The sequence below is a fragment of the Amycolatopsis ultiminotia genome (genome assembly GCF_039536925.1).
GTDB classification, from domain to species: domain Bacteria; phylum Actinomycetota; class Actinomycetes; order Mycobacteriales; family Pseudonocardiaceae; genus Amycolatopsis; species Amycolatopsis ultiminotia.
On sequence record NZ_BAAAZN010000006.1, the window covers coordinates 354,559 to 366,045 of the forward strand.

An 11,487-nucleotide genomic window follows, 5' to 3' on the forward strand; every position below is an offset into this window, starting at 1 on the left:
AGCGTCCGGATCCGCACCGGGGCGGCGGCCGGGCAGCGGCAAACCGGCGCCACAGCCCACAACCCGCAATCCCGCGCAGCAGCCGCACCGCGACCCGCGGTCGCAGCGAGTGGGCTTCGGCTCACTCGGACGGTCGCGACCCAGATCACCTTCCGGGGGTGGAACATTCGGCGTTCTGTGGCGTTGTAACGGGTGTCGGTACGGCGGGTGCCCCCGGGCCTCACCCACTGCCTGCCAGGAATACCGGTTCGGCCGGAGCCTGGTTGTGCCATCCGCCGCGAGGCGGCCCCCCGTACCGGCGCCGAACCACCCGTCTTGCGTCACTCCCCCCGGGCGCGGGACGGGATCCGGTGCTCCTGCTCGCCGTCGGCCGAACCCCCAGCGGTACGGCGGAGAGCGGGAGCACACCCCCGGGAGCCACGGGAATTTCCCGGGCCCGGCCCCGGTTGTACGGGTGTAGTGCACTGCCCTCCGCTACGACCCATCGGGTTGGCAGTGCCGCCATGGCAAAGCACCGTCTCTTACCGATCCTGCGCACTGTCTTCCGGGAAAACCGGGCGACCATCGCGCCGCCCCCGCACAACCACCTCGTCCGTGGTGGCAGTCTCCCCTTACCTGCCGCGCGGGCGAGGACATGTGCCCCGGTCGCCGGGCCCCCACCCGGAGTCCGGGGCACCCCACCGCCACCCGACGCGGCCGGAGCCGCGAAAACCGCGCCGTACCGGAGCGTCGAAGATCCACTGTAGACGGTCAGGACGGCCAGGGCCGGGCCGCGCGCAGCAGGCCGAGCATCCCGGAGACCAGCCGCATCTGCTCCACGGTCCGGATGTCCGCCTCCAGCAGCCGTGGCGAGCACACGAGCACCGCCACCGATTGCGCCCGCGACAGCGCGACGTTCAGCCGGTTGCGGGAGAGCAGGAAATCCAGCCCGCGCGGCAGGTCCACCGCCGAGGACGACGTCATCGTGGTCACCACCACCGGCGCCTCCTGGCCCTGGAACCGGTCCACCGTGCCGACCCGCACGTCCCCGAACCCGGCGTCGGCCAGCGCCCGCGTGACGACCCGGGCCTGCAGGTTGTACGGCGCCACCACGAGGAAATCCGCGTCGGCGAGCGGACGGCCTTGCCAGCTGCGCCCGTGCAGCGCCGAAATCACCGACACCACCTCCGCGGCCTCCTCGACCGAGCGGGTCGTGTTCCCGCGATGCTCCACTGAGGACAGGTACAACCCGGAGGCGAAGCCGTCGATCGAACGCTCCGCCGACGGATGGGCGTGCAGCAGCCCGGCATACGACAGCCGCGACACCGGCGCGCAGACCGCCGGGTGCATCCGCCGGGTCTGGTCGAGGAAATACCCCAGTTCCGGCGGGATGATGTCGGCCGCGCCGATCAGGTGGCCGAGTGCCGACGCCTCCGCACCGGCCGGGTGGGTGCCCTGCACCACCTGGGGCAGCTGCTGCGGATCCCCCAGCAGCACGAGGTTTTTCGCACTCATCGACACGGCAAGCGCGTCCGCGAGCGCGAATTGGCCTGCCTCGTCGATCACCAGCACGTCGAACGGTTCCTCGCGCACCGCGGAGTTCGCGAACGTCCAGGCCGTGCCACCCACGAGGTGCCCGGTGTCGTGCTCGGCACGCCAGCGTGCCAGCGCGGTGTTGGTCTTCGGCTGGTCCCACGGCGCCGACGGGTCCGGCGTCCGCTTCGCGCGCTTGGCGCACTCGAGGGACGGGGCGTTGCCAAGCGCCGCGGAGAGCACGTTCTCCACTGCCTTGTGGCTGTTCGACGTGACCCCGACGGTCCGGCCCGCGCGCACCAGGTGTGCGATCAGTTTCCCGGCTAGGTAAGTCTTTCCGGCCCCCGGCGGACCCTGCACGGCGAGTACCGAACCAGCCAGCGCGTCGACCGCGTCGATGACCGTCGCCACGATGTCCTCGCCAGGAGCGGGCAACCCGCTGCGGAGCCGGGGCGTCCGGCGCAGCAGATCGACCCCGGGGTGCGCGGGCAGGACCGGCAGTGTCTCCCCGGCCAGCCGAGCCAGCTCGGCCACGGCCTCGTCCTTGGGCGACGGCCGGACCGGGCTGCCCGGCAGCACCGCAGCAGGCCGGTCGTTCGTGGTCTTGTCCGGCGCGCAGCTCTCCTCCAGCGTGAGTTCCACGGCCGACGCGGACACCACCTTCGCGTCGCGGGCGTCGGCGCCGTAGCGCAACCGCACGGCGTCGCCGGGTGAGTACGGATGGGGCCGATCCGGATCACACGCCACCACGAGCGTGCGTTTGGCCGTGCGCAACCGTCCGGTCGGCGGTACCCACTCGCCCGCGGTGACCGACACCGGCACCGCGCAGGTGGTGTCCACCTCCAGATCACCGACCGGAGCGGCGAGCTGGCGGAAGAACTCCCACCACGCCGGGTTCGTCTCCCGCCGGTGGTAGCCCACCGAAGCGGCCAGCAGCGCACGGGCGTGCTCGTCGGGGGTGAAGTCCGCCGGATCGTCGGGCAGGCCCTCCAGCAGCGGATCGACGAGTGCGGCCATCGCCGCCGCCCGTTCGGCACGACGTGCGGCCGCCTCGTCCTCCTCGGTACGCCGCAGCAGAGCGTCCACCTCGGACTCCGGAGCCGGCTCGGCCAGATCGATGCCCGCCTCGGCGCGCACCCGGTGGAGGAATTCCAGCAAGCGCCAGGTGGATACGCAGTCGTACTCGTTGTAGTCGGCGATCCCCTGCAGGACCTCGCCGGCGCTTTCCGCGTCGCCGGCCGCGGAGAGGGTCAGGTACTCTTCATACGCCTCGATGCTCGACACGGCCGTCTGGACGTCGCCGTCGCGCGCCTCCGGCATGTACAGCGGTTCCAAGTACTTGATGGAGTACGACCGCTGTCCGACTCGCAATGCCTTGCGCACCACGGCATACAGGTCGACCATCGCACCGCTGCGCACCAGCTCGTCGACTTCCTCCTCCCGCGTGCCGTGCACCGCGGCGAGCCGCTTGATGGCCGTCACCTCGTACGGTGCGTAGTGGTACACGTGCGCACCGGGGTTTTCGGCAAGCCGGGCAACGGCGAAGTCGATGAACTCTTCGAAGGCCTGCTTCTCCTGCGCGCGCGAATGCGCCCAGAACGGCGTGAACCGCTGATCCGGTGTCACCGCACCGAAGAGGTACTCCAGCCCGGTGCCGGCCAACGCGTACGGATCGCCCTCCATGTCGAAGAAGACGTCGCCATCGTCGGCAGGCGGGAGCTCGGCGAGCGCGGCCGGATCGATGATTTCGTAGGCCAGCTCCCCGGTTTCGTCCTGCCGCACCTGGATCGCGGCCTGCGCGCGCAAGGTGGTGAACGTGCCCGTGGACATGTCCCGCGGCCGGTCCTCCGGCTCCGCGGAGGCGAGCGCATCGATCGTGCCGAGCCCCGCGGTCACGAGTTTGCGCCGCTGCTCCCCGCGCATACCCGCCACCAGCGACAGGTCGCGATCGGCTTCTCGGGCGGATGCGCAGTGCTGCGCGAAGCCACATCCGGTGCACGCCGGCCGTTCGTCGGCCCACAGCAGCTCCGGCAGCCGCGCCGGCCGCGCGAGCAACCGGCTGCGCAGGCTTTCGAACAACGGCAGGAAGTCCTCGACCCGGAGGCTGTGCGTAGTGCCGTCGCCGAGCAGCAGGTGCATGTCCGGGCCGGCGGGCCAGCCCGCGCGACGCAACGCGTCGGCGTACGCGGTGAGCTGCACGACTGCGGACGGCTTTGCGTGCCGGGCGAGCTTCGTGTCGTAGACCTCGTACCGGCCTTCGTCGTCCCGCAGCAGGAAGTCGGCGCGGCCGGAGAATTCGCCGTCGTGGAACACCGCCTGGTACACCACCGGCGCACCGCCGCGCAGCGCCTCGGCGGTCGCCTTCGCCGCGATGACCGGGTCCCGCTCCTCGATCTCCACCACGTGCCTGCGTTCGCTGCGCAACCGGCCGAGAGTGGCTGCTTCGTGCGCCCGGCCGTGCTTCACGGCCAGCTTGTCCGGCCCGGACCCCGGCCGCGGTGCGCCGGGCAGCCCGGCCGCCAGTGCCTGGTGGAGGATGCTCCGGTGCTCGCATTCGAGCAGGTCGGCGAGATCGGACGGGGTGTACATCGCCGGGAAGTCTGGCACGGGCACCTGCCGGCCCTGCCGAGGAGGATGCCGACACGCCGGTCCGCCCGGCCGGACGGGACGAGCGCCGGCCGGGTACGTCCGGCCAGGGCAAGCCGCCGGAACCGAGTACCATGACGCCGCTCCACGGGACGCGGACGAAGACCTGCCAGGAGGATCGATGCGGCGCAAGCGGCTCGGGCTCGTCGCACTCTCCGCGGTGCTGCTGGGGTGCGCGGCGGTGCTCGCGGCGGAGCGGCCATGGGCGGGGCCTGCCGATCCGGAGGCCGCCACGCTGCCCGCTTCCTGTCCCGCGCTGGCCGGTCAGCCGCCTGCCCGGTACGGCGTGCCCGCCGCGTTCACCGCCCCGGCCGGACCGGGCAGCACGATCCGGGGCGGTCTCTGCGAATGGGGCGAGCCGGACCACGGATCCGCCCCGCTGCAGGCGAAGTACCGGCTGTACCCGCGCGCGGGCAGGCAGAGCGGCACCGAAGAGGCCGAGCACGGCGCGGCCGCGCTGGTCACCAGGAATCAGGGGCCCGGCCGCGGCGGCACGCTCGGCGCGGACACCCCGTTGCCGGGGCTCGGTGACGAGGCCCGGATCTCCGCGCACGACATCCTGGTCGTCCTGGTCACCCGCAAGGCCAACGTGGTGCTCACCCTGCAGTACCGCGTGCCGGACGACGAACCCCGGCAGCTGTCCGAGACCAGGGCCGAATCCTGCGCGCGCACGCTGCTCGACCAGATCCGGACCGCCTGAGCCTCACCGCCGCGGCGGCAGCGGGACCACGTCCAGGTCGCGGGCCAGGTGGATCTCGCCGTCGAACACCTCCGCCGCCTCCGCACCGAAACGGTCGGCCTCCGCGTAGCGGTACCGCTGGGAAAAGTGCGTGAGCACGAGCTTGCGGGCACCCGATCCGGCGGCAAGCCGGCCGGCGTCCACCGAGGTCAGATGGCCGTAACGGGCGGCGAGGCCGGCGTCGGCCGCCCGGAAGGTGGATTCGGCGACGAGCAGGTCCGCATCCGCGGCGCAGGCGAACGCGCCCGCGCACAGCCGGGTGTCCATCACGAACGCCACCACCTGACCACGCCGCGGCCGGCTCACCTCGGCCAGCCCGACCGTACGCCCACCGACGGTGAACACGCCTTCGGCCTGCATCCTGCGCACGTCCGGGCCACGGATGCCGGCGGCTTCGAGTGCCTCGGGCAGCATGCGCACCCCGTCCGGCTCGGTGTAGCGGTAACCGAAGCAGTCGATGCGGTGGTCGAGCGCATACGCCGACAGCGGACCGTCCAGCGGGCCGTCGTCCTCGACCGGCAGCGGCACCAGCTCGGCACGCTCGTGGAACGACGTCGCATGCCGCAGCCGCTCGAAGAACACCTGGCCGGACGCCGGGTAGTGGCAGCGCACCGGGTGCGCGACGCCGTCCAGGGACAGGCGCTGGATCACGCCGGCGAGGCCGAGGCTGTGGTCACCGTGGAAGTGGGTGACGCACAGCCGGGTGAGCTCACCGGCCGACGCACCGGCGTGGATCATCTGCCGCTGGGTGCCCTCGCCGGGGTCGAACAGCAGGCTCTCGGCGTCGAAGCGCAGGAGGTAGCCGTTGTGGTTGCGGTGCCGGGTCGGGGTCTGGCTCGCCGAACCGAGCACCACGAGTTCACGTCGTGACATTCCGTCATCCTCTGATCCGGAGGCCTCCGGCCGCCACCGGAATACCCGGAAAAGGGAACCGGCCACCCGGGTGAATTCCGGCCGGCCGACAATGGCCGGAATTGCAGAATGAATTCATCCGGTCACGGTTGGCGAATTCGATCTTTCGTGCCGAGAATTTCCCGATACCAGCCGGCCGCCTGGCCGAGCCGGACCGCGAGGCCCGGTCCGGGTGACACTCCGGTGACCGCCCAGACGCGGTCGCTGGCGTACCAGTGGTCACGGGTGAGCAGCGACCACTGGTGGTCGGTCAGCCAGGGCAGCGCGGCACGGGTGTGCATGCGGTGCTCGGCCAGCGGCAGGTCCCGCGCGGGCAGCGGCAGGTCCAGCAGGCCGCAGACGACGCCGGCGAGCGTGCGCATGCGTACCGGCCGTGGATCGGCCACGTGGAACACCTCACCGGGCCGTCCTGTCCCCTGGTCCAGCGCGAACGCGGCGATCACCGAGGCCAGCTCGGCGACCGCGACGACCGAGCTCCGCGCGGTGCCGCCGTCCGCCCACGCCGGAACCGCGCGCAACCAGTGCACCAGCGCCGGGATGACGTGCCGGTCCCCGGCGCCGTACACCAGGTGCGGCCGCAGCACGATCCCGCCTGCCGACCGCACGAGCCGCTCCCCGGCGAGCCTGCTCCGGCTGGCTCCGGAGGCAGGCCCCGTCTCGAGCACCACCCGGCGCCCGCCCCGGCCGGAGCGGACCGGACCCGCGCCGACCTGCGGATCCCCGCCCGGCCTCGCCCGCCCGGCACGCCCACCCGGCTCCCCGGCAACGGCACCGCCGCCGCGACCCACCTGACCGATCGGCGCCCCCGCTGAACCGGCACCGGCAAGACCGCTCGGACCAGTGCCGGAACTGCCGGTCGCCCTGTTCGCGCACACGGTCCCGTTGTGTGGCCTCGCCCGTGCACCGGTGAGTGGCCCGCCGAAGGTTCGCCGGCCGGTGGTCAGCAGGGGCTCCGGGGCGGCGCGGTGCACGCCGTCCCGGTAGATCGCGCAGGTGCTCAGGTGCAGGATCCGGCGGGTGCCTGCGCGGCGGGCCTCCGCGAGGAGGTGCGCCGTGCCGCGTTCGTTCACCGCGGCGCATTCCTCGTCCGTGCCGGCGATGCGGGACGCCAGGTGCACGAGCGTGGTGACACCCGCGCAGACGCCGGTCAAGGCGGCCGGGTCGGTGAGGTCGCCGTGGTGAACGGCGACCCCCGCGGCCCGCATCCACTCCGGCACCGGGCCGCGCGCCAGTACGCGTACCCGGGGGGCGGCGCCGCCTGCGACCAGCGCGCGCAGCACCGCCGTACCGGTGAATCCGGTGGCCCCGGTGACCAGGATGTCGCCCGTTTCCAGGCCGGCCGTCATGACAACCGCATGGCCAGCGTGCCGGTGGCCGCGGTGCGGCCGTTCTGTTCGAGCACGACCCGCACCACGCGGGCGCCGTCCGGCTCCGGTTCGAGTTCCTCGGCGACCACCAGGCATGGGGCGTCGAACTCGAGGTAAGCGGAGAAGGCGAATTCCGCGCGCACCGGCAGCGCATGCGGGTCGCCAAGGGCCAGCAGAGCCGCCTGCCGGGCGCCTTCCAGCAGCACCATGCCCGGCATGTGGTCCACCGAGTGGTCGAACAGCACCGGATGCTCCGGATCGGACTGCAACGACCAGGTACCCGGTACCTCGGTGTCCGCGAGCAGCACGTCCTCGCGCCGCTCGCGGCCGACCCGCTGCGGGTCGACCGTCGGCAGCAGCCTGGCCTGGAACGGGGTCGCCGCGAAGTGGTCGCCGCGCAGCCGCCGGTAGACCGCGGGCGAGACGATCCGCCCTGCCTCGGTCGCGGTGCCGATCAGCACACCGTCGCGGAAACAGCCGAACTCCAGCCGCATCCCGCCGAGGTGCTTGCCGCGGTAGGTGACGTCGTGCGCGATGCCCTGCAGGACCACCTCCACCGGCGAACCCTCGGTCGCCAGTCCGTCGGCGTCGAGGGCGTAGGTCTTGCTGTCGGAGATGAAGCTGTGGCTCAGCGGTACCCCGTAAGCGCGGTGCGTGATGAGAATCGCCGCCTGCCGGAGCGTCTCGAGGTAGAGCAGCGGATCGTGTGTCGAGCGGGTCCGCGGGCCGAAGAACCCGTGCCGGCGCGGCCACTGCGCACCGACTTCGAACCGGCCCTCGGAGACGATGTTCAGATCGGTGACGAAGACTTCCGAAACGGCCGCGCGGTGCACAAGACTGCGCGGGATCGTCCGTTGGAAGTCGACCGAGCAGGCGCCCGGCACTTCGTCCTGGGTTGTGGTGAATTTTCTTACTGCTGACTCATGAAGCAGACTACCGACCATGTCGGTCCCTCCCAGAAAAAGTCTTCCCCAGTTTTCCCCAGTACCCCCTCACACTTTCTAGCGGAATTCCCGCGGCAAAACCATACCTACCTACCGGTTTTTTTCTCTGGCCTCGCACCGGGTCACCGAGTAGACTCGTTCGGTGGCGAGTGTCCACGCGGGACCCGCCACCGGAAAGGAGCGTGCAGTGGCTCGGCAGGAACGCGCGGAGCAGACCCGCAAGACCATCCTCGACGCCGCGGCGTCGCGGTTCGACGCGGTCGGCTTCCTCGGAGCCAGCCTCTCGGACATCCTCGGCGAGGCCGGCGTCACGAAGGGCGCGCTGTACTTCCACTTCAAGTCCAAGGAAGAGCTGGCCGACGCACTGGTACAGGAGCAGTTCGGTGTGGTGGACACCGCCGAGCTGCTGCAGTCGCCCGGATTGCAGACCGCGATCGACTGGTCACACGGGCTGGCCAGGGGACTGCGCACCGACGTGCGGGTGCGCGCCAGCATCCGCCTGGTCATCGAGCAGGGCTCGTTCATCACGCCTGCCAGCAACGCCTACAAGGAGTGGATCGACGTCGCAGACGCCTGTTTCATCGCCGGGAAAGCGGCCGGCGACCTGCGCAAGGACGTTGCCACGCACGAACTCGCGCAGCTGGTCGTCTCGTCCTTCACCGGGATCCAGCTCAGTTCACAGGTACTCACCGGGCGTACCGACCTGTCCGAGCGGCTCACCTTCATGTGGTCGATGCTGCTGCCGTCCATCGTGCCGCCGCGCCGGGTGCACCGCTTCGACCCGGCCGGCACGCTGCCCGCCGAGGACTGACCCGCACGGCCCGGCAAAGGCTGCCCGGTACCGCTGAAGACTGCGCCGCACACTCACGATGCCCACCGACGACCGGCCCCCGCCCAGCAAGGAGCTGAGCCGCATCCGGGGGTCGCCCAGCAAGGGGCCGAGCCGCATCCGCGCACTGCCCGCCGGGGGTTGAGCCGTGCCGTCACGGTCCGGCGGCCCCGTTCGCCGCTGCCTCGGCTGCCTCGATCATCCGCCACAGACCGCCGAGTGCGCGGACCAGGTCGGTGTCCTGCGGGATGGTGCCGCTGGCCGCCGCGGTCTCCAGGCCGACACAGGTCACCACGACCAGCAGCGCGGCCAGCTCCGGATGCACCCGCCTGGCCAGCTCCCCCGTCTCGTGCGCGGCACTGATGTGCGCGCGCACCTGAGCCAGCCAGGCCCTGGTGAACGCGACGAACCGCGGATCCTTCGCCCCCATCTCGCGCGCGAGCCGGAAACTGGCCCCCACCTTGGCGTCCGAGCTCAGCCAGCCCATCAGGGCCCGGCTGAGGTCGGCCAGCCTGCGCAGGTTCGCCGCCGGACCGCGAACGGCTGCCCGGTCCACATGTCCGCGCAGCACCGCGATCGCGGCGTCCTGCACCTCGTCGCACACCTCGTCCTTCGAGGAGAAGTGGAAGTACAGGCCGCCTTTCGTGATACCGGCCTCGCGCGCGATGTCCACCATGCTGGTGGCCGCGTAGCCGTCGCGGTGCAGCAGTACCGCCGCGGCGTCCAGCAACAGGAGCCGGGTCTGCTCCGCACGCGCCTGTTTGGTCACCGTCGTTCCCATCTCCTCGGGCCGCAGCGGGCGTGGCTCTGCCCACTCGACCATCCGATCATTACATACCAACCGCCCGGTTTACAAGAAGAAAATGGCCACCACCTGGCCGGAAACGCCATTTCAAGATCAAAACAGACCAACCTCCCGGTTTTTGCTTGAAAACCGACCTCCCGGTTTGGTACGTTGCCGTAGTGGACCCGGGCACGGCGGCAGGCGGCGGCACTGGGGGCGCTGCCGGGACGAGTCCGGCGAGAGACACCGGAGGTCACGGCATGTTGAACTACGAAATCCTCGGACAGCTCAGAGTCAGTGGCAGACCCGGGGTCAGCGCTCCCCGCGCCCGTAAGGTCGAGACCCTGCTCTCGGTGCTGCTGGCGAAGAGCAACCAGGTGGTCACCACCGAGCACCTGATCGGCGAGATCTGGGGAGAGAACCCGCCGGCCAGGGCCAGCGCGGCGCTCTACGTGTACGTTTCGCAGCTGCGGAAGCTGCTGCGGGGCAGTATCAACGGCACCGGCGGCACCGAGGAGAACGCCGTGGAGAGCCCGGTGGTGACCAGCCCGCGCGGCTACTCGCTGCACGTCGGCACCGGCGAACTCGACGCCGACCGCTTCACCCGTCTCTACGAACAGGGCCGTGCACTGCACCACGACCGCAGTTACGGCCAGGCGGCGAGCGTGCTGCGCGAGGCCACGAACCTGTGGCGCGGCGAGGTTTTCGGGGGTTTCACCGACTCCCCGGACGTACAGGCCTACGCCGCGCTGCTGGAGGAAACGCGGCTGGAGTGCCTGGAACTGCTGATGGAGACCGAACTGCTGATCGGACGGCACCGCGAGGTCGTCGGCCAGCTCTCCGCACTCGCGAAGGAACACACCCTGCGCGAAACCTTCTACGAGTACCTGATGACCGCACTGCTGCGGTCGAACCGCCGGGCGGAGGCGCTGGAGACGTTCGCGTCCGCTCGCCAGAACCTGGTCCGTCAGCTGGGCATCGAGCCCGGCAGCTCGCTGCGCAAGCTGCACCACAGCATCCTCGTCGGCGAGCTGTCGGACGCGGTCTGATCCTCCTTCCGCGTCCGGCCCCTTCGGCCCGGCTTCCGCCACCCGCGGAAGCCGGGCCGTTTTCCGTTGCCGTGAAAGGGGATTCAGCTCCGGTACACGGACACGACCGAGCCACCGCAGGACACCGGCTCGCCGTACCAGCCGCCCCAGCGGTGCTCCAGCGCGAGCCCGGCCAGCTCTGCCATCAGGTCCAGCTCCGCGGGCCACACGTAACGCAGCGGGAGCGACGCGTCGGTCAGTTGCACGATCTGGCGCACGCAGTCCACCGACTGCACCCGGCGGTCCGCGGCCCAGCAGGTCGGATCCGGGTGCCTGCCCTGCACGACGAGTGCGCCGCCGGGGCGCAGCAGCCTGCTGTAGCGGCCGATCGCGCGCAGCTGGTCGCGCTGGTCGGGCAGCCGGGACAGCACGTCGGCGCCGAGGTATCCGGCGTCGAAGCGGGGTCCTGGTTCCAGGTGCACCTCGTAGCCCTCGCCTGCCAGCGCGTCGGCGACCGGTCCGCCGCCGGGCACGAGGACCCGGCCGCCGCCGCGGTGCGCGACGCGGTCGGTGACCTCGGACAGGAAGGCGACCGCACCGGCCGGATCGTCGGCCAGCGGCGCCAGCCACGCGTCGAGGGCATCGGCCGGCTTCTCCATGATCCAGGTCGGCATCACGCCACCTCTTTTCACGCAGTGGTCCTGTCTTCTCCACGCAGAGTGCCGG

Annotated in this window: 9 protein-coding genes; 3 read left to right on the forward strand and 6 right to left on the reverse strand. The window is 71.3% G+C overall.

The window, feature by feature from the left end; genetic code table 11:
• Nucleotides 1-750: 750 nt before the first annotated feature.
• Nucleotides 751-4,101, reverse strand: a complete 3,351-nt coding sequence (locus ABD793_RS16875) for a TM0106 family RecB-like putative nuclease (protein ID WP_344860883.1) — start codon at nucleotides 4,099-4,101, stop codon at nucleotides 751-753.
• Nucleotides 4,102-4,279: 178 nt separating this feature from the next.
• On the opposite strand from ABD793_RS16875, the gene ABD793_RS16880 reads away from it, so the two are divergent.
• Nucleotides 4,280-4,858, forward strand: a complete 579-nt coding sequence (locus ABD793_RS16880) for a hypothetical protein (RefSeq protein ID WP_344860885.1) — start codon at nucleotides 4,280-4,282, stop codon at nucleotides 4,856-4,858.
• A 3-nt stretch (nucleotides 4,859-4,861) separates the two neighbouring features.
• Here ABD793_RS16880 and ABD793_RS16885 read toward each other — a convergent pair whose 3' ends face one another.
• The 3 genes from ABD793_RS16885 to ABD793_RS16895 all read right to left on the reverse strand — a co-directional run bounded on the left by ABD793_RS16885 (nucleotide 4,862) and on the right by ABD793_RS16895 (nucleotide 8,120).
• Nucleotides 4,862-5,770 carry a ribonuclease Z gene (locus ABD793_RS16885; protein WP_344860888.1) on the reverse strand — a complete coding sequence of 303 codons (909 nt, stop codon included), beginning with the start codon at nucleotides 5,768-5,770 and terminating at the stop codon, nucleotides 4,862-4,864.
• 122 nt (nucleotides 5,771-5,892) lie between these two features.
• A complete protein-coding gene (locus ABD793_RS16890; RefSeq protein ID WP_344860891.1) occupies nucleotides 5,893-7,155 on the reverse strand; it encodes an NAD-dependent epimerase/dehydratase family protein in 1,263 nt (420 codons plus the stop codon).
• On the reverse strand, nucleotides 7,152-8,120 hold the full coding sequence (locus tag ABD793_RS16895) for a ScbA/BarX family gamma-butyrolactone biosynthesis protein (RefSeq protein ID WP_344860893.1): 969 nt from the start codon (nucleotides 8,118-8,120) through the stop codon (nucleotides 7,152-7,154). The genes ABD793_RS16890 and ABD793_RS16895 overlap by 4 nt, the downstream gene beginning before the upstream one ends.
• Nucleotides 8,121-8,307: 187 nt before the next feature.
• On the opposite strand from ABD793_RS16895, the gene ABD793_RS16900 reads away from it, so the two are divergent.
• Nucleotides 8,308-8,931: a ScbR family autoregulator-binding transcription factor gene (locus tag ABD793_RS16900; RefSeq protein WP_344860895.1), complete on the forward strand. Its 624-nt coding sequence runs from the start codon at nucleotides 8,308-8,310 to the stop codon at nucleotides 8,929-8,931.
• Nucleotides 8,932-9,103: 172 nt separating this feature from the next.
• On the opposite strand, the gene ABD793_RS16905 is transcribed toward ABD793_RS16900, so the two are convergent.
• Complete coding sequence (locus ABD793_RS16905; protein ID WP_344860897.1) at nucleotides 9,104-9,772, reverse strand: ScbR family autoregulator-binding transcription factor; 669 nt, start codon at nucleotides 9,770-9,772, stop codon at nucleotides 9,104-9,106.
• A gap of 221 nt (nucleotides 9,773-9,993) precedes the next feature.
• Between ABD793_RS16905 and ABD793_RS16910 the strand changes: the two genes are divergently transcribed.
• On the forward strand, nucleotides 9,994-10,782 hold the full coding sequence (locus ABD793_RS16910) for an AfsR/SARP family transcriptional regulator (protein ID WP_344860899.1): 789 nt from the start codon (nucleotides 9,994-9,996) through the stop codon (nucleotides 10,780-10,782).
• Nucleotides 10,783-10,865: 83 nt separating this feature from the next.
• Here ABD793_RS16910 and ABD793_RS16915 read toward each other — a convergent pair whose 3' ends face one another.
• Nucleotides 10,866-11,435 carry a hypothetical protein gene (locus tag ABD793_RS16915; protein WP_344860901.1) on the reverse strand — a complete coding sequence of 190 codons (570 nt, stop codon included), beginning with the start codon at nucleotides 11,433-11,435 and terminating at the stop codon, nucleotides 10,866-10,868.
• Nucleotides 11,436-11,487: the final 52 nt, after the last annotated feature.

What these genes read in the sequence shown, in the direction of transcription:
- ABD793_RS16875 (WP_344860883.1), bottom strand. Translation starts at nt 4,101, where the DNA reads ATGTACACCCCGTCCGATCTCGCCGACCTGCTCGAATGCGAGCACCGG.
- ABD793_RS16880 (WP_344860885.1), top strand. Translation starts at nt 4,280, where the DNA reads ATGCGGCGCAAGCGGCTCGGGCTCGTCGCACTCTCCGCGGTGCTGCTG.
- ABD793_RS16885 (WP_344860888.1), bottom strand. Translation starts at nt 5,770, where the DNA reads ATGTCACGACGTGAACTCGTGGTGCTCGGTTCGGCGAGCCAGACCCCG.
- ABD793_RS16890 (WP_344860891.1), bottom strand. Translation starts at nt 7,155, where the DNA reads ATGACGGCCGGCCTGGAAACGGGCGACATCCTGGTCACCGGGGCCACC.
- ABD793_RS16895 (WP_344860893.1), bottom strand. Translation starts at nt 8,120, where the DNA reads ATGGTCGGTAGTCTGCTTCATGAGTCAGCAGTAAGAAAATTCACCACA.
- ABD793_RS16905 (WP_344860897.1), bottom strand. Translation starts at nt 9,772, where the DNA reads ATGGTCGAGTGGGCAGAGCCACGCCCGCTGCGGCCCGAGGAGATGGGA.
- ABD793_RS16910 (WP_344860899.1), top strand. Translation starts at nt 9,994, where the DNA reads ATGTTGAACTACGAAATCCTCGGACAGCTCAGAGTCAGTGGCAGACCC.
- ABD793_RS16915 (WP_344860901.1), bottom strand. Translation starts at nt 11,435, where the DNA reads ATGCCGACCTGGATCATGGAGAAGCCGGCCGATGCCCTCGACGCGTGG.